This is a genomic window from Halarchaeum sp. CBA1220, from assembly GCF_003721175.2.
GTDB classification, from domain to species: Archaea; Halobacteriota; Halobacteria; order Halobacteriales; family Halobacteriaceae; genus Halarchaeum; species Halarchaeum grantii.
In genome coordinates this window covers 1,634,010-1,657,307 of sequence record NZ_CP054707.1, presented here as the reverse complement: position 1 = coordinate 1,657,307, position 23,298 = coordinate 1,634,010, and the positions used below count along the sequence as shown (strand labels likewise).

The window sequence follows — 23,298 nt, the reverse complement described above, 5'->3', positions numbered from 1 at the left end:
GCACGTTTGGTATCTTGCGAATCGCATGACTGCGTCGACCCGCATCATGGAAAATGATGGAATCTTCCGCGGTAAGCGGGGGGTGTTTTATAAGGAACCCGCCGCTGTCTGTGGAATCCTAACCATCATGAAAACGGATGGGCGCTGCAGGAACCCGTCACTTATCGACTCGGCGTCGTTGAGACACGTGAGAATGTCAAGAATAAAGACGCGCCCAGAACGGCCTCATTCTGGGACCCACGGATGGCTTACTATATGCGCTAGACAAAAATCCGCAACGGCGTACGGACGTCGTTGAGCAGTTGCCGGACGCGCTAGGGCGTGAGATCGATACCGACAATGTCGGCCGGTCACCCATCTTGTGTCTCGTCGTTTGACTGGGGCTCCAGTCTGCGGTGAACGCCTGCTTGAAGGAGCCGAAGCACGATCTCAGGTCAGCCAGCGAGAATCGTTCTGACACTCAATACGAGACCCCGTTTGTGACAGGTCATCTCTGACAAACGCACAAAGAGAGGTTACTGGCCATCAATCATTTATCTACACCTATACTTTCTCGAGATAGTGTGACACTGCTATGGGTGGCGACTTGACGTCGTTTCTCGACTCGACCCGCATCTCTCGACGGGACGCGCTATTCGGTGTCGGAGGAACGGCCGCTGGCGTACTCGGAGCAAGCGCGCTTCGCTGGTGGCCAACCCCAAACAACCCCGGACTTGAGATCGAGGTCACACATTTAGAGCAGGAAGTCACACGGGCGCAAGAGACGATTCATACAGAAGTCACCTATCGAAACACTGGCGATACAGAGCGCAAACTCCTCACCGGATATGCCATTCAGGCCCCCTTCGGATTCTATTACATCCGCCCGTACGACTGGATCGCTACACGGGTAGCGCCCGACGACGAACTCACGCGCACATTCACGTGGTCACCGTCGGACGTCGCGATGGCCGGGCAGTACACTGGCATCGGGATCGCCAACTTGTTCGCTCAGGATGCGCTCACGCGCAACCCCACTCAGAATACGCAGGCGTTCGTGGACGCCTACGGCGCCGAACCGTTCACCGTCACACGCGCAGATACACTAGTCCCGATTGACCGAGACCCTCGCCCACACTCTGTTGCATCCTCGATGGACGCCGCATTCGATGTGCCCAATGTCGGTAACGTACTCGGCGCTGTGGCCTCGATGTTTGGCCCGACACTTCACGGCATCTTCGAGGGGTTGCGTCACGGTATCGAGCAAATCATTTCAGACATCACATCGCTGCTGTCGAACCCGTGGGGGTACCTGACGTCTATCTATGATGCGCTGATGATGCTCCGGAAACACCTCTGGGCGATCACCGACCTCGTTCAAGCGTATCTACGGAGTTTCGCGCAGAATATGCGCGAAGACAATCCCTATCAGAAAAGCGAGAATCCCGACCAGTATACCGCATTCAACGTCGGCTGGGTAAGTGGGCTCGGCCTGTTCAAGATACTCAAGACCTATCTCTCGGGCAGTTCGAGCACGCTCCAATCCGTGCTGCGACGGTCGAGCAAGTTCCGGAAAGTCGTCGATGGTATCAAGTCGAGTCTGAACGTGGCTGGGGGAGCCGCCCTACTGAGCTCTCGCCTCACACCGGACGTCGTTCAGGAAGTTATCGATCAGCTGGATTGGATCGACCTTGATGAGATGACGCCCGAGAAGCTGAATGAAGCGCTGCGGAAAATCGACACTGGCGAAGGAGTGACCGACGATGGCGTTGAGGCGGCAGGAGAAATCAGCACCGGCGCGAAGCTGCTCCGAAAGGCGAAAAATAAGGAACTCACTGATGCGGGCGACTTTGGAGAAGGGCTACACATTGGGCGTATCGCAGACAAAGACTCGATAATTCGCGATCTTAACGACGACACGCTAGACAGCCCAGGCACCTACTACCTCCACAGTGTGGACATCAAGGACAGCGACGGTGAATTTGACTGGGTGAAACTCAGCGTGAAGGAGATGGATGATAACTCTCCTTCGCGGGTTACTGTTGATCGGATAGGGGAGGTCAAGACGGGGAAGAACGCGCCTGCCCGGAAAACTGCTAATGAGTTGCAGAACAGTCTCCGGAAAGCGAGGTCAGATGGGGTGACTGTAGAGGGGTTGGATTCATCTCACTTCTCTGATCACGTCGATATGCAGGTCGTTGGGCCGACTGACGAGGCGCTCGGCTATGTTCGCCTCGATGGGGTTGATAGTGTGGGCGTTGCCGACCTTGGCTATCACAGTCGGACATTCACGACGCTCGAAACAGTCGACCAGTCGCTACAGAAGCGCGGAAAGCGACTGTTCGAGGAACTTGCAGAAGCAGGGAAAGACACAGATACCGGTGTTAGTGTAGCGCTACAAAGACCATCGGGAGTATAGGGTGGCTTCCTTTGGGTGATAGCGGGCAACAGTTCGCCAAGCTAAGTGGTGTGCCTGCTCAACGAACCGAAACAACTGCGACTTTGGGAGGACTGTATCAGTCGTACTACCGCTCAAACAGGGGATTCTCTAGGGGATTTCGACATAGCCTCATAACCGTCAGCGGCACTCCAAGCCGGCACCGGTGCTACTAGAATTATCAGCCAAAAAGACCTAAGGATTTTATTTACCCATCCAGCTATATCTACACGGAAACGCGGGAAACATCGGAATAGAGCGGCGGTACGTAGGAAATAGAGAGTGTGCCACCGCTCTGGGCATTGACGGCCCTTACCACGGTCGGTGAGGGCAGATTCGAGTCAGTGTGGTTGGCTAGCAAGGAAGAGAACAGCAACACGACCAGAGAAATCTCCACCGAACAACGAATGTATCACGAAACAGACGACGGCGAGAAAATCCGTCTCATGACGGAGACGGCGAAGCGCCAGTTCGACGAACCGGTGATTGTCGGACTGTATCGAGGCCAGTACGCGGAATGGCTCCTCGAAGAAGGAATCGAGGAAGACGACGGCAGCCGGGTCGGCCACAGCGTCTCAGGGGCGACGAACCTGCTGTATCGACTCGACCAGATCCAGCGCTACTGCCACGACCAGTTTGGCCACAATCCGACAGCCATCGGCCCTCGCGACGCCGAACAGTTTAGCGATGCGTTGCTGGACGACGAGTGGCTGACTCAGACCGGGAAAGAAAGGTCTGACGACGACAAACGAAAACTCCTCGATGCGCTGGAGAAATACTTCGAGTTCCTAGCGGAGACCGAAGATCGAGAGACGTGGAAAGCACGATACAAACCGCAGCAGACCAGCTACGAGAGCTACGACGATTTCAAGCTGGCTGAACGTTTCAGACTGCGCGAAGCCGCTCTCGAATACGGTTCGTTACCGGCGTATTCCAAGGTGAGCGCCGAGCAGCGGACCAGGATCAAGCGGTATCTATCCCAGAAACTCGGAAAACCGATGAGCGACATCACCCCGGACGACTGGGAGCGCAACAGTTCCGGGCTGTGCGAAGCCTCCCTGATCTGGACCGCACTCGATCTCGGATTGACTCCCAAAGAGGTAGGGGCCGCGACGTTCGAGTGGATCAACTTGAGCGCGGGGACGGTCAACATCCCGAGCGATGAGGAGTCGAAAGACCGCGAGGACGAGGACCTGGCGTTGTTGCCGGACACGGTGCAACTTCTCAGGGAGTGGCGTGCCGAGCGCGAACATCTCGACAAGTACGACGACAGCAACCGAGTCTGGCTCAACCGGGTGGGCAACCCCTACAGTTCTGGCCCTCTCAACCGCCTCATCCGCCAGCTTTGCGACGAGGCCGGAATCGAGACTGAGCATCGGAAGATCGCCTGGTACTCGATCCGTCACAGCCTCGGCCAGTACCTCCGGAGTGTCGGCGACCTGTACGAAGCCAACGATCAATTGAGGCACGGATCGTTGGAGACAACCAAGGTCTACTCCGACACTGTCGTCGAGGATCGACGAGAGAGCCTCCAGGCAATCTACGAGCGCGCCGAAAAAGAGGCCGAACGGGAGGACCAACTTGGGGACCGACTGTCGCTGCTCTCCGACTGACTCCACAGGCGAGTTCGTTAGTGGTGTTTGCGTCAGCCCATCCGGTCGAGTGCGTCGCGGCGATCCTCTACGGGCACTTGGTCGTACTTCATCGTGGTCTCAGGAGACTTGTGGCGAAGTTGGCTCTGCGCTGCGGCCAAGTCTTCCTCCCGGACCATGTACGTCCCGACCGAGTGGCGGATGGCGTACCAGCTCATCTGTCGGTTCTCGGTATCGATGCCGGCGATGTCGCAGAGTTGTCGCAGCACGCGACGTAGTGCCGAGGAACCGTATGGGTTCGCCTCGCGAGTGAGCCAGAGAGCGTCGGTGTCGTCATACCGCTCGTGTTGCTCGCGCTGGTCGATCCACTTCTCGAGCGCCTCGGCGGTCCGTTCCCGGATACCGACGATCCAGTTCTCGGTGTTCTTCGAGCTCTGGGACTTCGGGATTCGAAGCACTGCGTTCTCGACGTCTACCCAACTGGTGACAGCGCGCTCAACTTCGATCGGGCGTAGGCCAGCGTCGAGGCTCGTCCACACCAAGCTCGGAATCTTCCAGTTGTTCGCACGCTCCCAGTCGCTGTCTTCGAGGTCGTCCTTTGATTTCTCGAAGCGCTGGGCGAGGTAGGCCTCCCAGCGGTCCCTCTCCGCCCCCGACAGGCTATCCGGGCTGGGAACGCTCCCGTACTCTAGTGCGGCTTCTCTGATCTTTCGGCGTTCGTCGACGGTCAGGTAGTCGCGTGGGTTGGTGCTGGTGCTCCCGTTCGAGAAGGACAACGCGGGGTCCCACTCGTCGAGGCCCTGTTGGTGGTGTCTCCACTTAAATAACATCTGCAACGCCTTGCGCGAGTTGTCCTTGTGGACGTGACTGTAGTCGTCTTGTGTGGCGAGGTGGCGGAGGTAGGCGTTGGCGTGGTTGTGCGTGACGTCGGTCGTGTAGCCACCGCCCTCGTCCCAGACCCAGCGGTAGAACTGGTCCATGCGGAAGGCTCGCGTCTTGACGGTAGTGCGCGCGTATCCGTCGGCTGTCTCGGGGTCCTTCCCGAACACGAGCAACCACTCGAGCAGATCCTCACGGTGGTTGCGGTAGTCGAGGAGTTGGCGCTCGGTGAGCTGCTTGGCTGTGGTGCCGGGGACGACGTTGATGTCGCCGAAGTCGGTCACGCCACCACCACCCCGGGTTGGCCATCGACTCTGAGCCTGGAAACAGGGCTGTTCGTGTGGGGTTTGAACCCGGATTCTCCGCCCGGGTACTTGCCGGTGCTAGATTCCCGATCGCCAGACGGCGTAGCGGTGAGTCCACTGAATCGGTTTGCCGCCTGGGCAACCATACCCGCAAGACGGCGTCGGGGTGATTCGGTCAACTGAGTCGGCTTGCCCTCGTACATACGTTGGTTTCACTATTGTGCACGAGGAAAACTGCGAGAAGGCGTCGGGAAAGAAGTGCTCCGGCAGGGATTTGAACCCTGGTCCTTGCCGTGAGAGGGCAAGATGATTGGCCGGACTACACCACCAGAGCACGGTGGTCCAACGCACGCGTCGTGCGTCTCCATCCGATAGGAAGGCCGGGTTGTATAAAAACTCGTTGAACCACACCGACTCTGCGATGCGTCCCCATACGGCATTTATTCCTCGTCGCGCCCCGTGGTGGGTTCGTGGCCGGGGAGGCTGACGACGTTCTCGCGACCCACCCGGAGGCGCGAAATCCGGTCGTCGTCCTCCATCTCGGAGAGGAGCATGCTGACCTTGGACTTCGACCAGTCGGTCTCCTCGACGATGGAGGCCTGGCGCATCCGGCCGCCGTGCTCGCGGAGGAGGCGCTCGACGCGTTCGTCGTCGGCGAGCATCTCCTCGTCGCTGACCGCGGGGTCGCCGACCGGCGGGGCGTCGGCGTCCGGGTCGCGACTCGCGTCGGCGGCGGGCGACGCGCCCGCGTCCGATGCACCCCCGAGCGCGGCGGCGAGTCGCTCGCGCTGCCAGTAGGCGACGCCGCCACCGACGGCGAGGAGCGCGAGCAGGCCGCCGAGGAGCGCGACGGGGAGGCCGTCGCTCCCGTCGGTGTCGTCGGTGGACGGCGGCGAGCCGGTCGTCGCGTCGCCCTCGCCCGCGCCGACGCTGTCGTTCGGCACGAGGACGACGCGCGGGCGCTCGTCGGTGAACTCGCGCGGGCCGAACCAGGTGACGCTGTCGCTCGCGGCGAGCGTCGGGTCGGCCGTCGCGTTCGGCGTCGGCGAGACGGACGCGAAGGCGAGTTCGGGGTCGGCGGTGACGACGAGGCGCTGGTTCGAGCCGAGGTAGAGGCCGCCGTCGAAGAGGTCGCCGACGACGACGCGTTCGCCGTCGGTGCGCGCGAAGTTCGTCCACGTGAAGGAGAGTTGAACGACGCCGAGGTCGTCGCTGAGTCCGCGCGTGAACGCCGCGCGCTCGAAGTTCGTCGCGTTCATCTCGCGGCCGGTCACGTCCTCGCCGTCGGCGACGAGCGAGCGGGCGTTCGCGCGGAACTGCTCGACGAAGCGCGTCTCGTTCGCCTCGAAACTGCGTGCGTACTCGCGGAAGCGCTCGCGCTCGGTGTCGTTCTCGAGCTGCGTGCGGTACTGGAACGTCCACGTCGCGGAGCCGTTCGGGTGGACGGCGATGCGAAAGTGCGTCGAGGAGAAACTCGGGCTCTCCGTCGCACCTATCGGTGACTGGACGGCGGGCGCAGCGCCGTCGGACCCCGCGCTGGCGGTGGCGAGCGGTGCCGCACCCGCCGACGCGAGGAGCAGGGCGGCGGCGAGGACGACGGCGACCGACCGGACCATATTGCTCACTCCATCGCCCGTGAAGAAAGGGTTTCGGACATCGGGAGGTCGGGGGACGTGGCGGGCCGGAAGACCGGTCAGCGTGCCGTTACGGCGCGAGGCGGTTCTTGCGGTTCTTCATCTCCCGCTCGTAGTGGTCGAAGGTGACGGGACACCACTCGGCGGCGAGATCGAGGACGTCCTCGGTGAGGCCGCGAATCTCCCACTGGGCGTCGGCGGCGGCGCGCATGTCCGCGACGTGCATGAGCATGCGGGCGTTGAGGCTCATCACGACGTTCACCTCGGTGCCGATGGGGAGGACGAAGCGCGCGTCCTCGGGCGGCATCCCCAACTCGAGGAGCTCCTGGTAGTCCTCGACGGAGCGCTTGACGGACTCGGTGAAGACTTCTTCGCGTTTCGCGACGGTCTCCTCGTCGACGGTCCCGCCTTTCTGGTTGCGCCCGACCCAGTCCGGGTCGCTCGCGGAGGGCGGCGTGACGACCAGCTCGCCGTCCGCGACGTCCTCGGGGTCGACGTCGTCGAAGGCGACGTAGCGCATCGACTGGACGTCGAAGGAGACGTGTCGGTGGCGGGTGAGTTGGGCCATGCAGGAGCGACTCATCCCCTCGACGTGGAAGGTGGCCTGCGCGTGCTCGAAGGGCCCGAAGTGGCCGTGACTCATCAGGTGGCCGATGAGGGTGCGTTTCTTCTCCTCGAGCGTGTCGCCCTCGACGGACGCCATGACCGACTCGAAGGACATGTCGGCGCCGTACTCGCTCATGTAGTCGTTGCGCGCGGCGCGACAGATCACCTCCTCGGGGTCCGGCGTGGCTTCCAGGAGTTCGACCTTCATGCCGTGTACGTCGCACCCCCCGAGGCTAAAGTCGTTCGCACCCGGGCCACGCATCTGACAGCCGGCGAGTACTTTGAAGTTCCAGCCGCGTCGATTCGGAGGTATGACGTACACGAAGGCGCACGTCAGCGACGCCGAATCGGTGCTCCCGGACGACGTGCGGGGCGAGATGTGGATGCTGCGCGACGAACTCGACACCGAGAGCCTCGGGTTCACCGTGCTCGCGCTCGAAGCCGGCGAGGAGACGATGAGCCACACCCATCTCGACGAGGACCGTGAGGAGGTCTACTACGTCGTCGAGGGCGGCGTCGACGTCGACTTCGGCGACCGAACCGCCTCGCTCGAGGAGGACGAAACCGTCCGCATCAGCCCCGACGAGGAGCGACAGATCCTGAACCGCGACCACTTCTCGCAGCTCGTCCTCGTCAGCGCGCCCGTCTAGAGCGGGACGCGACGGTCCTTTGGTGCGCGCCCGCCTACCCGGGGTATGGGCAGGGTCCGAAACCTCTCGCGCGGTCGTGACGTGTTCACCTCGAACGTCTTCCTCGTCCCCGGCGAGCGCACCGTCCTCGTGGACGCGGGCGCGAACTACGACGTCGTCGCCGCCGTCCGCGAGCACGTGGAGACGTTGGACGCCGTCGTCCTCACGCACACGCACGACGACCACGTCGCGAACGTCCCCGCGCTCCGCGACGCGTTCGACGTCGAGACGTGGGGCTTCGACGCCGACCACGAGCACGTCGACCACGAGATTGCGGACGGCGACACGCTCACCGTCGGCGACCACGCCTACGAGGCGCTGCACACGCCCGGGCACAAGGACGACCACCTGGTCTTTCGCTCGGCGGCGGCCGGCGTCGCGTTCGTCGGTGACCTCGTCTTCGCGAACGGGTCCTTCGGCCGGACCGACCTCGCCGAGGGCGATTCCCGCGCGCTCGTCGAGAGCATCGAGCGCCTGCTGGACGCCCTCGACGAGGCCGACGACGTGCTCTACACGGGACACGGGCCCGCGATCACCGACCCGCTCGCGGGCGTCGAGGCGTCGCTGCGCGCGGCGCGCTTCAACGCCTGACTACTCCGTCTTGAGGCCGTAGTAGCCGGGGTCGTCGTCGTTCGGCGGTTCCGCGACGACGAGCTCCTCGCTGTTGCGCATCACCCACGGAATCGCCCAGTCGAGCAGGATGTCCTCCGTCCCGGGTTCGAGCGCGGCGTCCGGGTCGAGGTCCTGTAAGAGGCGCGCGATCTCGTAGACGGTGTACATCTGGTCGTCGTCGAGCAGTTCCTCGGGCGCGTAGAAGTCGCAGGGATAGAGCGCGTCGAACTCCTCCTTCGGGCGGGGCATGGTCGCGATGACGGCGCCGTCCCCCAAAAGCGCCTCGCCTCCCGTAACGACGACTGAGTCGCGGGGAGGGTTTTTATGACACCGAAACCCACGCTCACCGTATGGCGGCAGGTGGACACACGGGCGACGGCGGGCGATACGACGAGGGGATGGTGGCCGTCGTCCGCGACTTCGGCGCGTCCGCGCTCCGAACCTGCTGGGCGTTCGACCCGGACGCGTACGAGCGCCACTACGTCCGCGCGGACGTCCCCGAATCGGCCGTCGACGTCGCGGGCCTCATCGACAACGAACGCTACGGCTTCGTCACCCGCGACATCTACGACACCCTCCACCCCGCGTCGTATCGCTACACCGTCCGGGGCTTCGACGGCATCGAGTTCTTCCGGTGTTTCTTCGAGGACTCGCGCGTCGGCGTCCTCTGCAGTTTCGACCACGACGGCGCGCGCGACTACGCCCGCCTCGACGAGCGCCTCCGTGCGTTCGCCGGCGACGACCCCGAACGGCTCACCCCCGAGTAGTCGTCGCTTCCGGCGTGACACGCGAAAGAAAATCGGTGGGTCGCTACGACGCGGCTCGCCTATTCGCGACGCCCTCGCTGACGTCGGTTGTCGCGTTTGCTCGCGGCGTTCGCCGCTCGTTTTTTCGAGGTTCCTTCGGACCCTCGTTACTCGAAGCGGCTGACGGCTTCCTCGTAGCGGTCGGCGGGCGTCTCCCAGTCGACGACGTCGAAGAAGGCGTCGATGAAGTCGCCGCGAGCGGGACCGTAGTCGTAGTAGTAGGAGTGCTCCCAGACGTCGAGGGCGAGGATGGGCTGTGCGCCCCAGAGCGCGCCCTGGTCGTGCTTGTCGACGACGAGGTTGCGCAGCTGGTTGCTGTGCGTGTCGTACACCAGCAGCGCCCAGCCGCCTGCGGCGGACGCGGCCGCCTCGAACTCGCCCTTCCACGCCTCGTACGACCCGAAGTCCTCCTGAATCGCGGCGGCGAGCGCGCCGGCGGGTTCGTCGCCGCCGTTCGGGCTCATGCACTCCCAGAAGAGGGAGTGAAGGACGTGGCCGGAGCCGTTGTGGGTGACGTTCCGAATCGCGCCGGCGGAGCCGGAGAAGTCACCCTCCTCGCGGGCCTCTTCGAGGGTTTCCTCGGCGGAATTCCAGCCGTTCACGTAGCCCTGATGGTGCGTGTCGTGATGCCAGTTCAGCACCTGCTCGGAGATGCTCGGTTCCAGTGCGTCGTACTCGTACGGTAGCGGCGGCAGTTCGTAGTCGCTCATGATGTATCTCCTCCGGATAGTGGTGCGCCCGGACTCGTGTTAAAGCTTGAGGCAGCGGGCGTTACCACGACTCACGCAGGGGTTTAGGTCGCGGCCGGAGAACCGCGTAGTCGTGTCGTACGCCGCCGCGTTCGTCGACCTCGACGGGACCGTCTGGCGCGGCCGGGAGGCGATTCCCGGCGCCGCGCGCGGCCTGCGCGCCCTCCGCGAGGCGGGCGTGCCGGTCGTCCTCCTCACGAACAACACGGGCGTCCGCCGCGACGAGATCGCGGCGCGCCTCGACGGCATCGACGTCGATTATCGCGGCGAGCCGGTGGTGACGGCGTCGTGGGCGACCGCCGCCTACCTCGCCGAACACCGCCCGGACGCCGACGTCCACGTCCTCGGGCAGGACGTCGTCGAGGAGGAACTGGAGGCGGCGGGCCTCACGGTGACCGCGAAGGGGCCCGCCGACGTCGTGGTCGCCGGCTACGACGAGCGCGTGAGTTTCGCACGCCTCACGGCCGCGCTCCGCGCGTTCGAGCCGGGGACGGTGTTCGTCGCGACGAACCGCGACCGCGTCACCCCCGACCCCGACGGCCTCGTCCCGGGCGCGAACGCGTTCGTGAGCGCCATCGAGGGGATGGTCGAGCAGGACCCCGTGGTCGTCGGGAAACCGGAGACGCGCATGGCCGAGCTCGCGGCCGGGGAAGTTGACGCGGACGTCGACGTCCACGACTGCCTGATGGTCGGGGACAACCTCGACACGGACATCCTGATGGGCGAGCGCGCCGGCATGGACACCGCGCTCGTGCTCTCCGGCGTCTCCTCCCGCGAGGACGTCGCGGCCTCCGACGTCGAGCCGACGCACGTCCTCGCGGACCTCGGCGAGGTGGAGACGCTACTCTGAGTCGCCGCGCGCGTCCTCGAACGCCGCGATGGCGTCCTCGCGGCGCTCGCCGTGGTCGACCACCGGATCCGGGTAGTCGGGCGCGTGCTCGGCGCGCTCCTCGGGCGTGAGCGCCGGCCAGTCGTGAATTGCGTCGGCGGGTACGCCCTCGAGCTCCGGGACGTACGCGCGGACGTACTCGGCGTCGGGGTCGTACTTCTCGCCCTGCGTCTGCGGGTTGAACACCCGGAAGTAGGGCTGGGCGTCCGTCCCCGTCGAGGCCGCCCACTGCCAGCCGCCGTTGTCGTTCGCCGTGTCGTGGTCGACGAGGTGCTCGCGGAAGTGCCGATAGCCGACGCGCCAATCGGTCAGCAAGTCCTTCGTGAGGAAGGACGCGACGATCATCCGCACGCGGTTGTGGACGTACCCTTCTGCCTTCAGCTGGCGCATCCCCGCGTCCACGATGGGGTAGCCGGTCTCGCCGCGCTTCCACGCCCGAATCTCCTCGGGGTCGTCGCGCCACGCGATGGGGTTCTCGTACTCGCTGTAGTTCTCCGTCACCACCTCGGGGTTGAAGTAGAGGACTTGGGTGTAGAACTCGCGCCACGCGAGCTGGCTCTGGAACTCCGCGACGCTCTCGCGTTCGTCCTCGTGGTCGGCCTCCTCCATCGCCGCGACGGTGCGCGCGTACGCCTCGCGGACGCCGAGCGTCCCGAAGGAGAAGTCCTGGCCGGTGTGCGACGTCGCGTCCATCGCGGGATGCTCGCGGGCCTCGTCGTAGCGGAAGACGTCCCCGTCACAGAACGCGTCGAGACGGTCGACGGCGGCGTCGTGGCCCGCATCGGGGAGGTCGATCTCCGGCGGTTCGAAACCGAGGTCGGCGACGTCGGGGAGCGCATCGCCCTCGACGGCCGCGAGCGCGTCGCCGTCCGGCGCGTCGAACGGGGCGGCCTTCTCGCGCTCCTGCCATTTCTTCCAGAAGTAGGTGTAGACCTGGTAGGGGTCGCCCGCGTTCGTCCGGATGTCGCCGGGCTCGTGGTGCACCGCGTCGTGATGCTGGTGGCTCTCCACGCCGTCGGCGGAGAGCGCGTCCGCGACGGCTTCGTCGCGCTCCTGTGCGAGCCCCGAGTAGTCCGCGTTCCAGTGGACCGCGTCCGCCCCGCGTTCGTGCGCGACGTCGGGGAGCACGCTCGACGGGTCGCCGCGCCGAATCAGGAGGTCGCTCCCGCGCTCGCGGTAGGCGTCGCGTAACGCGTCGAGCGCGTCCAGCATGAACGCGACGCGTCGGTCGCTCCCGTGCTCGAGGACGTCGTCGTCGAAGACGAACACCGGCACGACCGCCCCGTCGTCGGCGTCGGCCGCGGCGGCGAGCCCGCGGTTGTCGTGGAGTCGGAGGTCGCTCCGGTGCCAGAAGACCTGCATGGCGGGGGCGTCGGGCGGCGGTCGGAAAACGCTTCGGCTCGCCGTCCGCGAACGAGTGCGCGCGACGCGCACGGTGACTGACGCGCCTTACGCGTCGGGCGTCTCGTAGGTGTTCGGCGTCCCCGTGACGTTCACGGACTGGCCGTCGACGAAGGAGGCGGCGTCGCTCGCGAGGAAACGCACCAGATCGGCGACCTCCGCGGGCGTCCCCCACGTCCGGTCGGGGGTCGCGCGCTCGAGGTCGCGTTCGAGGCCGTAGGCCTCGCGGAGTTTCTCCGTGGCGACGAAACCCGGCGAGACGGCGTTCACGCGGACGCGGTCGTCCGCCCAGTCTCGCGCGAGCGTCCGCGTGAGCGAGACGACGCCGCCCTTCGCGGCGCTGTACGGGCCCATCCCCTCGACGCCGTACTCGCCGGCCATGCTCGCGACGTTCACGACGGCGCTCGCGTCGCCGTCGCGGAGGGCGTCCGCGAACGCGTGCGTGACGTTGTAGACGCCGGTGAGGTTGACGTCGACGACGGAATCCCAGAGGTCGCCGTCCACCTCGTCGAGCGGCATGAGGCCCGCGCCGCCGCCGGCGTTGTTCACGAGGACGTCCACGCCGCCGAAGGCCTCCACGGTGGCCTCGGCGAGCGCGTCGACGTCGCCCCGGTCGGTGACGTCGGTCTCGACGGGCTCGACGTCGCCCGGGAGGGCGGCGAGCTCGTCCGCGACGCCCTCGACGTCCGCGAGCGTCCGCGAGCAGACGACCACGTCCGCACCGTCCGCGGCGAACGTCTCGGCGATGGCCTTCCCGATACCCGAGGAGGCACCGGTGACGACCGCCGTCTTCCCGTCGAGACTGCTCCGTGACCGCACCGACTCGGTGGTCTCCGTCATGGCCTCACCGTAGTGTCGGCGAGCGATTAAGCGCCGAGGACGCGGAGAGGCCTGCGGGCTCTCAGCCGAGCGCGTCGAGCCACGCGGTGTCGCGATAGTCGTCCAGAACGCCGTACGTCTCGCCGCGCCGGCGTTCGAGCCACGAGAGGAGGCGCGCCGCCCACCGGAGCTTGTGGCGCTTCGCCTCGCTCGGGGCGTCCGCGAAGTCCCAGCCGGCGAAGACGAGCGAGTCGGCGCCGACGTGGTCGGCGAGGAACGCCGCGCGGTCGCCGTCCGTGAAGCCGCCGAAGTTCCTGACCCCGTCGACCGGTCGGGCCTGCGTCGTCCCGAGGACGTGCGCGTCGTCGAACGCGGGGAGCCACTCCGCGACCAGCTCGCGGTTGTCGCCGTGTGCGTGCGCGGCGACGGGCGTCCCCTCGCGGGTGAGCGCGCGAGTCGTCTCCGGGTTCTTGTCGAGGTCCGTGACGTGGACGTCGACACCGATGCCGTGCTCGCGCAGGACGTCGGCGGCGGTGGAGGCGGCGAACACCCGGTCGGCGTCCGCGACGACGTCGAGGTCCTCGGTGAGCGAGGGCGCGGCCCCGACGACGGCGACCGTCTCCCCGGTCGCGTCGAGGCGCGAGACGTCGAAGTCGCTCACGAGTCGTGCGAGCTCGTCGCGCGCGGCTTCGTCGCCCGCTCGGTCGTAGCCGAAGTCCGCGAGGATCGCCTCGTAGGCGGGCGCCCACGCCGCGAAGTTCACCCGTCGCTCACCACCGTTGCGTCTGGAAAAATCCGGAACCTGGTGGTTCGAGCCGAGGCCCCGCAGTTGTAGTGTACCCCTACCGATGCGGGGGCTCGGCCTCCAGTCCGGGATTGCGGTGCTTTCGGCATAAGCTTTCCCGTTACCGGAGACTCGATCGGATCTCGCCCGCGACACCCGCTAACGCCTTCGACGCCTGCGTGAGGCGGTCAGCGAACACTTCGAGGTCGGCGACCGTCCCCGCCACGAAGAGGTCCTCGCCCCCCGTGCAGACGACGCCGGTGTCCGCCGCGACGTCGACGAGCGTCTGTCGCCTGTCAGACGGCGGCCGGACCTCGTAGGCGCGCGCGACGCTCGCCTCGGCGGCCGCACGGTCGCCCTCGAGGCGGTCGATGTGGCGCTCGGCCTCCTTCGGGGTGGTGACGTCGAGTTCCTCGACGGCGCGCTCGCGGTGTCGCTCGCGCGTGAACTCCGCCCCGATGAGCGCGGCGTCACGGGTCTCCGCGACGTCGTGCGTCCGAATCACGTGCGCGCCGCGCTCGACCGCCATCGCGGTCGCGGCGAGCGAGACGGGGAGGGCCTCCTCGGTGGCGCGCCCGGCGACGTCGCGCAGGAAGTTCTTCCGGTTGATGGAGACGAGTATCGGCTGGCCGTAGCCCCGGAACTCGCGGAGACGGCGGAACGTCTCGCGGTCGTCCGCGAGCGTCTTCGCCTCGGACCACCCGCCGAAGGCGGGGTCGACGATGGTCTTCTCCGTGAGGCCGTTGCGCCCGAGCGCCTCGTAGATGTCCTCGACGTCCTCGACGGCGCCGGGGCGGTCGAGGTCCGGCGGGGACGCCATCTTCACGACGGCGGCGTCGTGGGCCTCGCAGACGGCGGGCATCTCCGGGTCCGCGAAGCCGCAGATGTCGTTCACCATGTCGAAGCCGGCCTCGAGGGCGGCGTCCGCGACGTCGGCGTAGCGCGTCTCGATGCTGAAGACGGCGTCGCCCTCGACGCGCTCGATGGTCTCGACGGCGGTGTCGAGGCGCTCGAGTTCCTCCTCGGCGCTCAGCACCTCGAAGCGCTTGTTCGCGGATTCGAGGCCGACGTCGACGATGTCCGCGCCCTCGCCGATGAGGTCGTCGTCGACGTAGGTGGCGGCCTCCTCGGGGTCGTCGAAGACGCTCGGCGAATAGGGCGACTCCTTCGAGACGTTCAACACCCCCATGATTCGCGGGGGGTGGTCGTCGCCGATTCGCAGGCCGGCGGCGTCCACGGTGTTCATACGTGGGTGCGAGGGTGCCACTACAATAGTACCCGTGGTCCGTCGCCGCCTCGGGACGGTGACGCGTAGCAGAGTGCGCTCGCCGTCGCGCCCACGTGCCGCGCGGCGCTCGGTCGCGTCGTGACGCGCGGTTTTTACTCGCGCGGCGGCTACCCGGGGAGCATGGGAGACAGTGCGCCCGCCGTCGCCGTCGTGGACGCGGAGACGCCCGGGAACGTCGGCACGATCGCTCGCGCGATGAAGAACTTCGGCTTCAGCGACCTCTACCTCGTCGACCCGCCCGACCTCTCGCGGGAGTCCGAGGCGTACGGCTTCGCCGGGCAGGCGCGAGAGGACATCCTCCCCGAGGCCGAGGAGGTCGAGTTCGACTACCTCGTCGAGAACTTCCACACGGTGGGCTTCACCGCCATCACGAACGAGGACGCGACGAAGCACGTCCGCTTCCCGTTCCGCACGCCTGACGAACTCGCGGGGAGCCTCCGCGACGTCGAGGCACCGACCTGCCTCGTCTTCGGGCGCGAGCGCGTCGGCCTCCACAACAGCGAGATGGAGCGCCTCGACGAGATCAGCTCGATCCCCGCGAGCGCGGACTACCCCGTCCTGAACCTCGGGCAGGCCGCGACGGTCGCGCTCTACGAACTGCGCGAGCTGACCGTCGACGAGACCCAGCTCCCCGACGTCGCGGTCCACCGCGCGAAGGAGGAGGAGATAGAGGCGTTCTACGACCACTTCGCGGACTTCCTCGAGCTCGTCGACTACCCCGAGGAGAAGCAGGCGAAGACCGGGCGGATGGTCCGACGCATCCTCGGGCGCGCGCACCCCACGGGCCGCGAGGTCAACACCCTCCACGGCATCCTGCGCCGCGCGCGCTGGCACATCGAGGGGAACGGCCGGAAGGACTCCGTCGAGGACGAGGAGTACTGACGGCGTCCCCTCGACGTCTCGGTCCGAACGGCTCGAGTGGCCGAGACGGGACGCGACTCCGCGACGCGGGTGCCGACGCCGCCCGGCGTCCCGCCAAGCGGGGCGACGCGTGAGCGCGGCGTCCGGTCAGGTCTCGCTTCGCTCGCGATAGAACGCGAGCGCGGCCCAGACGAGGAGCGAGATGCCGACCGCGTAGAGCGCGAGTTTCGGGATGGTGAGCGGGTCGGCGACCTGCGTCGTCCCGGTGGCGCGAACGAGCACGTAGCCGCCGTCGGTGCGGACGAGCGTCGCCGGCAACTCTTCCGAACTCGTCGCGTTCCCGTCGAGGGCGTCGCGGACGACGGCGGGTGCGTCGGCGGGCGCGACGGCGAGCGCCGCCGCGACCGTGCGTGCGTCGACGGCCGTCGCGTCCAGCGTGAAGGTGTCGCCGTCGATGCGGGCGTCGACGCGGTAGTAGCGGTCGCCGACGTCGTCGGCGAGGAATCGGACGTCGGTGAGGCGCTCGACCTCGGGCGGGACGTCACTCACGGGCCGGGTGACGGTGTCGTTCGCGGCCTGTTCGACGGCGGTTTTCTGCGAGGCGACGCCGTACGCGACCTCCGGGAGGTGGTAGAGCGACTGGACGGTTTCGCCGTCGTCGAGGTCGACCGGCGTGGCCTCGTAGGTGTACTGGGTATCGAGGCCGGGCGCGTCGCCGACGATTGGGTGGGTGAGAATCGCGAGGCCGACGAGGAGCGCGAGGAGCGTGCGTGCGGAGACCATACCCGGGAGTGAGTGCGCGCGCCCGATAACCGGACCGGAGTCGCCTCGGCCCCTCTTCGGTGGGCCGTCAGTCGTCGGCGTGCTCGTAGCCGCGCCGACCGTCCGGCGAGACGTGCTCGCTGTGGACGAGGCGGACGTAGGCGAGACGGACGCGCTCGCGGGTGGCGTCGAGGACGGCGAAGCGCTCGCGCTCGACGACGGCGAAGCCGGCGAAGACGGCGAGGAAGCCGACGAGCGCGCGCGGGCCGACCACGTCGCCGAGGACGGCGAAGCTCATCATCGTCGCGACGACGGGTTCGAGGTAGCTGACGAGGTGGACGGTGCTCGGGCCGGCGCGGTCGAGGAGCTCGAAGTAGATGAGGAACGCGACGACCCCGGAGATGATCGTGAGGTAGACGAGCGAGATGATCGCGTTGGGCGTCCAGTGGATCGCGGCGACGGATTCGCCGCGGAGGGCGGCGCCCGCGAAGAGGACGCCGGCGCCGAGGAGCATCGTCCACGCCTGCATCGAGCGCAGCGGGAGGCTCGTCTTGAGGGGGCGCGTGAGCACGCCGCCGAGGGCGAACGCGGCGGCGCCGCCGAGGATGAGGAGAACGGGGACGACCGTCGCGGCGCCGATGGCGTCACCGCTCGGCGCGGCGATGACGGCGACGCCGAGGACGCCGAGGGCGAAGCCGACGAGCTCGACCCGGCCGAGCGACTCGTCGGGGAGGAGGACGCTCGCGAAGACGGCGGTGAGCACGGGCGCGATGGAGATGACGACGGCGGCGACCGCGCCGGAGACGTGGAGCTCGCCGAGGTAGAGGAGGGCGTGGTAGAGCGCGATGACGAGGACGCCACTCACGCCGACGCTCAGCCACTCGCCCCGACTGCGGGGGAGCCAACGGTCGGTCGTGAGCACGGCGTACAGGAGGACGATGCCGCCGGCAATCGCGTAGCGGAGGCCCGCGAAGATGAGGGGCGGGAAGGCGTGAAGCCCCGTCTCGATGGCGACGAACGACGTCCCCCAGAACGCCGCGAGCGCCACGAACATCGCGGCGGTGCCGCGCGGACTGCGGAGGGTGTCGGTGAGAGACATCTGACTACACCACCCTACTGGGCGCATCTTGTTAAACTTGTCTACAAGCTTCGAGAGTATTTCGAGAGTATTCTCTAACTAAACCGATTATCGTGAGCGATAGGGAGTGCCACGTGACTCGGTACGCGGTGGCGTGGGTCAGTCGTCGGCGCCGCGCACGGCTTCGGTGGAGTATTTAGGCCGCGCCCGCGAACCACGGAGGCATGGACGAACGGGACGTACGCCTCCTGAAGGCCATCTCCGACCTCGGAACCGGGAGCCCCGAGCGACTCCACGAGGAGACGGACATCCCCGTCTCCACCATCCACTACCGACTGAACAACCTCCGCGAGCGCGGCGTCATCGAGAACGACCTCTACGACCTCGACCTCGACGAACTCGGCCTCGGCGTCACCGTCGTCCTCGAAGTCTACACCACCTACAGCGGAAGCTACAGGGGTGTCGCCGCCGAGCTCGAGGAGATCGAGGGCGTCACGCAGGTCTTCTTCACGATGGGCGAGTACGACTTCATGGTCGTCGCGCGCCTCCCGAACTCCGACGCCGTCGAGCGCCTCATCACCGACTTCGAGGCCGTTGAGGAAGTCGACCGGACGAACTCGACGTTCGTCACCTCGCGCACGAAGGACACGCCCCGCCCCCTCCAGACGTACTCGCTCGACACCCTCCTCGAGGAACTCGTCGACGACGGGTCGGAGTGATCTCCAAGAAGGACCCGTCGATTCGAACGCAGTTCAGCTCCGCTTCTGAATCTCCTCGCGGAGCACCTGACTGACGAGGTCGCCCTCCGCCTTCCCGCGGAGCGCGCCCATCGCCTCGCCCATCAGGCCGGAGAAGGCACCCATGCCCTCCTCCTCGACCTGCTCGGCGTTGCGCTCGACGACCTCGACGACGGCCTCGCGCACGACGTCCTCGTCCGCCGAGCCGAGCCCCGCGTCCTCCGCGGCCTCGGCGGCCGTCCGGTCGGGGTCCTCGGCGAGCGCTTCGAGCAACTCGGGGACGCCCTCCTGCGTGATCTCGTCCGCCGCGACGAGGTCGAAGACGCCGTGGAAGTGCTCGTCGGCGAGGTTCTCGACAGGTACGCCGTCGCGGCGCAGACTCGTCACCGTCGACTCGACGGTGCGCGCCGCGAGGTTCGGGTCCACGCCTCTGGAGACGGCGTCCTCGAAGAGCCGCCATCGACGGCCGTAGGCGACCTGCTCGGCGACGTCCTCGTTCAGGTCGAACTCCGCGACGTAGCGCTCGACCTTCTCCGTGAGGAGTTCCGGTGTCTCGACCTCCGAGGGGTCGGGCTCCACCGGCGGCACGTCCGTCTCCGGGTACATCCGCGCCGCGCCCGGGAGCGGGCGGAGGTACTCCGTCGTCCCGTCCTCGTTCGCGCCCCGCGTCTCCTCCGGGACGCCCTCGAGCGCCGTCCGCGCGCGGTCCGCCGCCGCCTCGAGCGCGCCGCGCGCGACGTCCGCCTCCGCCGCCACCATCGCGACGGCGTCGTCCTCGCCCGCGCCGACCGCCTCGCGGAGCGCGGCGACCTCGTCCTCGGTGACGCCGTACGCCGGCAGTTCGTCCGTGTGGAAGATACCGCCCGCACCGTGGCGCTTCGCGTGGTCGGAGAGCTCCGTCCCCAGCCGACGGTCCGGCTGGAGCTCCCGCCCGACGAGACCGTCGAAGCCGTAGAGCGGCACCGCGAAGACCAGTCCGTCCGATTCGAGCGCGCCGCGAACCACCGAGGACTCCGTCTCCGCGAAGACGTCCGTCACGTCCTGCACCTCGCCCACGGAGGCGTCGCGCTCCGCGAGCTCCTCGGCGACCTCGAGGAGTCGAACCTGTCGCTGGACCTCGAAGCGCACCAGGTCGTCGATGTCGTCGAGGCTCTGGACGCCCTTCATCTCGACGCGCGCGCCCTCCGCGATGGAGACGTTCACGTCCTGTCGGATCGTGCCGAGGCCGCGTTTGACCTTCCCCGTCGAGCGCAGCAGCATGCCGATGCGCTCGGCGGCCTCGCGAGCCTGCTCCGGGCTCCGGATGTCCGGGTCCGTGCCGATCTCGACGAGCGGGATGCCCAGCCGGTCGAGCGCGAACGTCGCGCCCGACTCGTCCTCCTCGACGCGCGCCGCCGACTCCTCCTCGAGCATGATGTCCTCGATACCCACCGAGCCCTCGCTCGTCTCGATCTCGCCGTCCTGCGCGACGAGCGACGAGCGCTGGAAGCCCGACGTGTTCGAGCCGTCGATGACGACCTTCCGCATGACGTGGGCCTGATCGAGCGCCGTCATGTCCATGAGGTTCGCCACCTCGAGGGCGACGTCGAGCGCCTCCTCGTCCAGCCGGTGTGGCGGCTCGTCGTCCTCCTCGACGAGGCACGTCGAGTCGAAGGCGAGGTACTCGAACTCGCGCTCGACCTGCGACTCCTCGAGGGCCGCCTCGTCGATCTCGCCGAGCTCGCTCTTCGTCGGGTGGAGGTAGCGCGTGAACGTCCGGTCGTGCTCCTCGGGTTCGCGTCGCGTCGTCGGGCACGCACAGAAGAGCTTCGTCGCCGTATCCAGCTGCTGGTGAATCTCGAGGCCGGCGACCAGCCCCAGTTCCTCGTAGTCGAACTCGCCCGTAGTCATTACCTCAGGCGTGGCGGCGGAGGGACAAAAATCCGTCCGGTCGGCACCGACCCCCGCTCGCCGCCCCCGACCCTCACTCGCGCTCGCGGCGCGCCGCGAGCGACGCGCGCACGCGTTCGCTCACCGTCTCCACGAGGGCGGCCGCGCGCTCGGTCGAGACGTCGATGGCCACCGCGTCGCCGCTCCCGAGTCCCCCGCTCCCGGCGGTGTCCACCACGACGGACGCCAGCCCCCAGCGGCGCTGGAAGAGCGTCGCGCGCTCGACGAGGGTCTGCACGCGGTCGTGCGGGACGACGTGCGTCCGGCGCGTCCAGAAGCCCGCGCGCGTGAACGCGTGCGCGTCGTCCACCGCGGCGCCGAGGTGCACCCACCGGTAGTGGGCGGCCGCCGGCACGAGGGCGAACAGCGCGACGGGCGCCCACCAGAAGGGGTAGGAGACCACGAGCGCGTTCACGAGCGCCGCGAGCGCGACGATAGCGCCGACGCCGATGGCGTAGCGGCCCGCGTAACGCCGCCGCGCCCGCGTCGGCACGCCCTCGAACTCCGGGACGTCGAACGCCTCGAGGTCCCGCGCGAGCGCGAGCACCTCCGAACGCGTCGCGAGCGGCACCGCCGCCTCCGAGCCGCCGGACGGGCCTGACCCGGGCGCGTAGCCCGCCGTCTCCACCGACAGCGACGCGTAGCCGAAGTGGCGCTGGAGCACCGTCTCGCGCACCACGAGCGTCTGGAGTTTCTCGATGGGGATGGTGCCCGTGTAGCGCTGTCCGAGGCCGCGCTCGTAGCGCAAGTCGTCGCCCGCGCGCGTCAGCCGGAAGCCGTAGTAGCGCGCGAACGTCCGCGCCGCGCTCGCCACCCAGAGCGCGAGCGCGAGCCCCACGACGCCGAGGGCGCCGACGACGAGGAGCGCCATCCCACCCAGGTCACCGACCACGGGCGCGAGCGCCGGCCAGACGAACGGCTGGGCGACGAACACCACGGAGACGAGGCGCGCGTCGAAGGAGAGCGCGCTCGCCAGCAGGAGGTGGTGCGTGTCGAGCGCGAACACCTCCGTCTCCTCGTCCTCGACGTCCACACGTGCCTCACCGGTCGCCGCCTCGGCGTCTGCTCCTTCGGCCGACGCCGACTCGTCCTCGTCGAGACGGCGTTTCAGCCGCCGGATCTCCGTCTGCAGGCGCTCGGCCTCCGCGACGCTCACGCAGTCGAGGACCGCCTCGGTCGACCCGCCACCGGCCGTCTCCACGTGGACGGTGGCGATGCCGAGCACGCGCTGGGCGACGTTTCGCGAGACGTCGACGTTCTGCACGCGCCGCAGGGGTATCTCGCGCTCGCGGCGCGCGAGCACTCCGGAGGCGACGTCGAGCGACGACTCCGTGAGCGCGTACGTGAAGCGGCGATAGCGCGCCACCTCGTAGCCGGCGAGCGCGAGCACGCCGAGCGCGCCGAGCGCGGCGACCTCGGCCGTGTCCAGGAACGGCACGACCGCCGTCCCCGCGAACGCCGCGACGACGAACCCCCACGCGAAGCCGACGACGCGCGTCCCGACGCGGTAGACGACGGAGAGCGGATGCAGTTTCATACGGCGTCGGTGGGTTCGCTCTCGATTGCGAGCGCGCGCAGGCGCTCCTGGAGGTCGCTCGCGCGGGCGGCGGCGAGACCCGGAATCGCGACGTCCGCGCCCCGCGAGCCGGCCGTGTAGACGACGACCGTACTCAACCCGAGGACGCGTTCGAGCGGCCCGCGCTGGCTGTCGACGTGCTGGACGCGGACGTAGGGCACGACCGTGCGCACGCGCGTGAAGACGCCGCGCTCGAGGTAGAGCGTGTCCTCGCGCACCTCGAAGCGCCACGCGCGATAGCGCGCGACCGCGTAGCCGACGCCGAGGGCGAGCGCCGCACCGAAGACGACGCCGCCGACGAGCACGGGCGGGAGGCCGAGCGAGAGCGGGTCGACCCACGTGAACGCGCCCGCGATGGCGGCGAGGACGGCGGCGCTGATGGCCGCGCCGGCCGACCACAGCAGGCGCACGCGGGGGTGGAGTGCTTCCATGCGTCGGCGTTCGGTCGGGAGTCGGGAAAGAAGTCCGGTTAGCGCTCGATGCGCTTCAGGCCGTCACCGAGGCCGCGCTCGCCGCAGTCCGGGCAGGCGTAGTGCCAGCCGTCCGTCGTCGCGCGGCCCTCCGGAAAGACCGCGTCGCACGCGCGGCATCGGAGCCAGTCCCGTCCCTTCGTGCGTACGGCTTGCTGCATGCTCGGCGGTTCGACGACCACCGGCATTACGCTACCTGTTTCCCGGCGAAAGAGCTGAGACCGTCGAGCACGGTGCAGCGGGGGCGACGGCGGAGCCGTCGGGCGGCTCGCGTGTCGCTTCGCTCCCGCTCGCGTATTGTCCGACTCTCCGAGCCGGACTACTCGCGGGTCGTTCCTCCCCGCTCGTCTGTCCAGTCGGCCCTCCTACGCTCGGCCCGACTCACTTGCGGGTCGTCCCTCCCCGCTCGTTTCTCT

Annotated in this window: 23 protein-coding genes and 1 tRNA gene; 8 read left to right on the top strand and 16 right to left on the bottom strand. The window is 67.6% G+C overall.

The features are described from left to right. The first annotated feature begins 574 nt into the window (after positions 1–574). Together EFA46_RS09005 and EFA46_RS09000 are read left to right on the top strand one after the other, a co-directional pair. The gene (locus EFA46_RS09005; RefSeq protein ID WP_148040673.1) at positions 575–2,398 is read left to right on the top strand and encodes a hypothetical protein; all 1,824 of its coding nucleotides are present in this window, start codon (positions 575–577) and stop codon (positions 2,396–2,398) included. 368 nt (positions 2,399–2,766) lie between these two features. Beyond that, positions 2,767–4,029 carry a site-specific integrase gene (locus tag EFA46_RS09000; protein ID WP_148040674.1) on the top strand — a complete coding sequence of 421 codons (1,263 nt, stop codon included), beginning with the start codon at positions 2,767–2,769 and terminating at the stop codon, positions 4,027–4,029. A 32-nt stretch (positions 4,030–4,061) separates the two neighbouring features. On the opposite strand, the gene EFA46_RS08995 is transcribed toward EFA46_RS09000, so the two are convergent. The 4 genes from EFA46_RS08995 to thyX form a co-directional block, all read right to left on the bottom strand. Then, on the bottom strand, positions 4,062–5,171 hold the full coding sequence (locus tag EFA46_RS08995; RefSeq protein WP_123076533.1) for a site-specific integrase: 1,110 nt from the start codon (positions 5,169–5,171) through the stop codon (positions 4,062–4,064). Between the two features lie 280 nt (positions 5,172–5,451). After that, positions 5,452–5,526: transfer RNA gene (locus EFA46_RS08990), tRNA-Glu, on the bottom strand. A gap of 106 nt (positions 5,527–5,632) precedes the next feature. Beyond that, complete coding sequence (locus EFA46_RS08985) at positions 5,633–6,808, bottom strand: hypothetical protein (RefSeq protein WP_123076535.1); 1,176 nt, start codon at positions 6,806–6,808, stop codon at positions 5,633–5,635. Positions 6,809–6,896: 88 nt separating this feature from the next. After that, the gene (gene thyX, locus EFA46_RS08980) at positions 6,897–7,640 is read right to left on the bottom strand and encodes an FAD-dependent thymidylate synthase (protein ID WP_123076537.1); all 744 of its coding nucleotides are present in this window, start codon (positions 7,638–7,640) and stop codon (positions 6,897–6,899) included. A gap of 103 nt (positions 7,641–7,743) precedes the next feature. Between thyX and EFA46_RS08975 the strand changes: the two genes are divergently transcribed. Together EFA46_RS08975 and EFA46_RS08970 are read left to right on the top strand one after the other, a co-directional pair. Then, positions 7,744–8,082 carry a cupin domain-containing protein gene (locus tag EFA46_RS08975; protein ID WP_123076539.1) on the top strand — a complete coding sequence of 113 codons (339 nt, stop codon included), beginning with the start codon at positions 7,744–7,746 and terminating at the stop codon, positions 8,080–8,082. 45 nt (positions 8,083–8,127) lie between these two features. Next, positions 8,128–8,712: an MBL fold metallo-hydrolase gene (locus EFA46_RS08970; RefSeq protein ID WP_123076541.1), complete on the top strand. Its 585-nt coding sequence runs from the start codon at positions 8,128–8,130 to the stop codon at positions 8,710–8,712. On the opposite strand, the gene EFA46_RS08965 is transcribed toward EFA46_RS08970, so the two are convergent. Further along, positions 8,713–8,982: a DUF5827 family protein gene (locus EFA46_RS08965; RefSeq protein ID WP_123076543.1), complete on the bottom strand. Its 270-nt coding sequence runs from the start codon at positions 8,980–8,982 to the stop codon at positions 8,713–8,715. It abuts the gene before it with no gap. 101 nt (positions 8,983–9,083) lie between these two features. Here EFA46_RS08965 and EFA46_RS08960 point away from each other — a divergent pair, with 101 nt between their 5' ends. Then, a complete protein-coding gene (locus EFA46_RS08960) occupies positions 9,084–9,500 on the top strand; it encodes a hypothetical protein (protein ID WP_123076545.1) in 417 nt (138 codons plus the stop codon). 146 nt (positions 9,501–9,646) lie between these two features. On the opposite strand, the gene sod is transcribed toward EFA46_RS08960, so the two are convergent. Then, a complete protein-coding gene (gene sod, locus EFA46_RS08955; RefSeq protein ID WP_123076547.1) occupies positions 9,647–10,249 on the bottom strand; it encodes a superoxide dismutase in 603 nt (200 codons plus the stop codon). Positions 10,250–10,361: 112 nt separating this feature from the next. Between sod and EFA46_RS08950 the strand changes: the two genes are divergently transcribed. After that, the gene (locus EFA46_RS08950) at positions 10,362–11,138 is read left to right on the top strand and encodes an HAD-IIA family hydrolase (RefSeq protein WP_158604258.1); all 777 of its coding nucleotides are present in this window, start codon (positions 10,362–10,364) and stop codon (positions 11,136–11,138) included. Here EFA46_RS08950 and EFA46_RS08945 read toward each other — a convergent pair. The 4 genes from EFA46_RS08945 to folP form a co-directional block, all read right to left on the bottom strand. After that, positions 11,130–12,539, bottom strand: coding sequence for a deoxyribodipyrimidine photo-lyase (locus tag EFA46_RS08945; RefSeq protein ID WP_123076551.1), 1,410 nt, complete (start codon positions 12,537–12,539; stop codon positions 11,130–11,132). The genes EFA46_RS08950 and EFA46_RS08945 overlap by 9 nt on opposite strands. Positions 12,540–12,626: 87 nt before the next feature. Next, entirely contained in the window at positions 12,627–13,418 is a 792-nt protein-coding gene (locus EFA46_RS08940) for an SDR family NAD(P)-dependent oxidoreductase (protein ID WP_123076553.1), read from the bottom strand. 61 nt (positions 13,419–13,479) lie between these two features. Beyond that, positions 13,480–14,160 (bottom strand): 6-hydroxymethylpterin diphosphokinase MptE-like protein, encoded by a 681-nt coding sequence (locus EFA46_RS08935; RefSeq protein WP_123076555.1) that lies wholly within the window; start codon positions 14,158–14,160, stop codon positions 13,480–13,482. Positions 14,161–14,302: 142 nt separating this feature from the next. Next, complete coding sequence (folP, locus tag EFA46_RS08930; RefSeq protein WP_176969855.1) at positions 14,303–15,427, bottom strand: dihydropteroate synthase; 1,125 nt, start codon at positions 15,425–15,427, stop codon at positions 14,303–14,305. 162 nt (positions 15,428–15,589) lie between these two features. Between folP and EFA46_RS08925 the strand changes: the two genes are divergently transcribed. Then, positions 15,590–16,351 (top strand): RNA methyltransferase, encoded by a 762-nt coding sequence (locus EFA46_RS08925; protein WP_123076557.1) that lies wholly within the window; start codon positions 15,590–15,592, stop codon positions 16,349–16,351. A gap of 126 nt (positions 16,352–16,477) precedes the next feature. On the opposite strand, the gene EFA46_RS08920 is transcribed toward EFA46_RS08925, so the two are convergent. Further along, a complete protein-coding gene (locus EFA46_RS08920; RefSeq protein WP_123076559.1) occupies positions 16,478–17,113 on the bottom strand; it encodes a hypothetical protein in 636 nt (211 codons plus the stop codon). 67 nt (positions 17,114–17,180) lie between these two features. Then, positions 17,181–18,191 carry a DMT family transporter gene (locus EFA46_RS08915; protein WP_123076561.1) on the bottom strand — a complete coding sequence of 337 codons (1,011 nt, stop codon included), beginning with the start codon at positions 18,189–18,191 and terminating at the stop codon, positions 17,181–17,183. Positions 18,192–18,394: 203 nt separating this feature from the next. Between EFA46_RS08915 and EFA46_RS08910 the strand changes: the two genes are divergently transcribed. Next, a complete protein-coding gene (locus tag EFA46_RS08910) occupies positions 18,395–18,889 on the top strand; it encodes an Lrp/AsnC family transcriptional regulator (protein ID WP_123076563.1) in 495 nt (164 codons plus the stop codon). Positions 18,890–18,922: 33 nt separating this feature from the next. Here EFA46_RS08910 and gatE read toward each other — a convergent pair whose 3' ends face one another. The 4 genes from gatE to EFA46_RS08890 all read right to left on the bottom strand — a co-directional run bounded on the left by gatE (position 18,923) and on the right by EFA46_RS08890 (position 23,043). Then, positions 18,923–20,797 (bottom strand): Glu-tRNA(Gln) amidotransferase subunit GatE, encoded by a 1,875-nt coding sequence (gatE, locus tag EFA46_RS08905; RefSeq protein ID WP_123076565.1) that lies wholly within the window; start codon positions 20,795–20,797, stop codon positions 18,923–18,925. A 73-nt stretch (positions 20,798–20,870) separates the two neighbouring features. Then, positions 20,871–22,373, bottom strand: a complete 1,503-nt coding sequence (locus EFA46_RS08900) for a PH domain-containing protein (protein ID WP_123076567.1) — start codon at positions 22,371–22,373, stop codon at positions 20,871–20,873. Continuing rightward, positions 22,370–22,843, bottom strand: coding sequence for a PH domain-containing protein (locus tag EFA46_RS08895; protein ID WP_123076569.1), 474 nt, complete (start codon positions 22,841–22,843; stop codon positions 22,370–22,372). The genes EFA46_RS08900 and EFA46_RS08895 overlap by 4 nt, the downstream gene beginning before the upstream one ends. 38 nt (positions 22,844–22,881) lie before the next feature. Next, positions 22,882–23,043 (bottom strand): hypothetical protein, encoded by a 162-nt coding sequence (locus EFA46_RS08890; RefSeq protein ID WP_218182517.1) that lies wholly within the window; start codon positions 23,041–23,043, stop codon positions 22,882–22,884. Positions 23,044–23,298 lie beyond the last annotated feature (255 nt).

Excerpts from the sequence above, each read along its gene's own strand:
- EFA46_RS09005 (WP_148040673.1), top strand. The coding sequence starts at position 575 with ATGGGTGGCGACTTGACGTCGTTTCTCGACTCGACCCGCATCTCTCGA.
- EFA46_RS08985 (WP_123076535.1), bottom strand. The coding sequence starts at position 6,808 with ATGGTCCGGTCGGTCGCCGTCGTCCTCGCCGCCGCCCTGCTCCTCGCG.
- thyX (WP_123076537.1), bottom strand. The coding sequence starts at position 7,640 with ATGAAGGTCGAACTCCTGGAAGCCACGCCGGACCCCGAGGAGGTGATC.
- EFA46_RS08975 (WP_123076539.1), top strand. The coding sequence starts at position 7,744 with ATGACGTACACGAAGGCGCACGTCAGCGACGCCGAATCGGTGCTCCCG.
- EFA46_RS08970 (WP_123076541.1), top strand. The coding sequence starts at position 8,128 with ATGGGCAGGGTCCGAAACCTCTCGCGCGGTCGTGACGTGTTCACCTCG.
- EFA46_RS08965 (WP_123076543.1), bottom strand. The coding sequence starts at position 8,982 with ATGCCCCGCCCGAAGGAGGAGTTCGACGCGCTCTATCCCTGCGACTTC.
- EFA46_RS08960 (WP_123076545.1), top strand. The coding sequence starts at position 9,084 with ATGGCGGCAGGTGGACACACGGGCGACGGCGGGCGATACGACGAGGGG.
- sod (WP_123076547.1), bottom strand. The coding sequence starts at position 10,249 with ATGAGCGACTACGAACTGCCGCCGCTACCGTACGAGTACGACGCACTG.
- EFA46_RS08945 (WP_123076551.1), bottom strand. The coding sequence starts at position 12,539 with ATGCAGGTCTTCTGGCACCGGAGCGACCTCCGACTCCACGACAACCGC.
- EFA46_RS08940 (WP_123076553.1), bottom strand. The coding sequence starts at position 13,418 with ATGACGGAGACCACCGAGTCGGTGCGGTCACGGAGCAGTCTCGACGGG.
- folP (WP_176969855.1), bottom strand. The coding sequence starts at position 15,427 with ATGAACACCGTGGACGCCGCCGGCCTGCGAATCGGCGACGACCACCCC.
- EFA46_RS08925 (WP_123076557.1), top strand. The coding sequence starts at position 15,590 with ATGGGAGACAGTGCGCCCGCCGTCGCCGTCGTGGACGCGGAGACGCCC.
- EFA46_RS08920 (WP_123076559.1), bottom strand. The coding sequence starts at position 17,113 with ATGGTCTCCGCACGCACGCTCCTCGCGCTCCTCGTCGGCCTCGCGATT.
- EFA46_RS08915 (WP_123076561.1), bottom strand. The coding sequence starts at position 18,191 with ATGTCTCTCACCGACACCCTCCGCAGTCCGCGCGGCACCGCCGCGATG.
- EFA46_RS08910 (WP_123076563.1), top strand. The coding sequence starts at position 18,395 with ATGGACGAACGGGACGTACGCCTCCTGAAGGCCATCTCCGACCTCGGA.
- gatE (WP_123076565.1), bottom strand. The coding sequence starts at position 20,797 with ATGACTACGGGCGAGTTCGACTACGAGGAACTGGGGCTGGTCGCCGGC.
- EFA46_RS08900 (WP_123076567.1), bottom strand. The coding sequence starts at position 22,373 with ATGAAACTGCATCCGCTCTCCGTCGTCTACCGCGTCGGGACGCGCGTC.
- EFA46_RS08895 (WP_123076569.1), bottom strand. The coding sequence starts at position 22,843 with ATGGAAGCACTCCACCCCCGCGTGCGCCTGCTGTGGTCGGCCGGCGCG.
- EFA46_RS08890 (WP_218182517.1), bottom strand. The coding sequence starts at position 23,043 with ATGCAGCAAGCCGTACGCACGAAGGGACGGGACTGGCTCCGATGCCGC.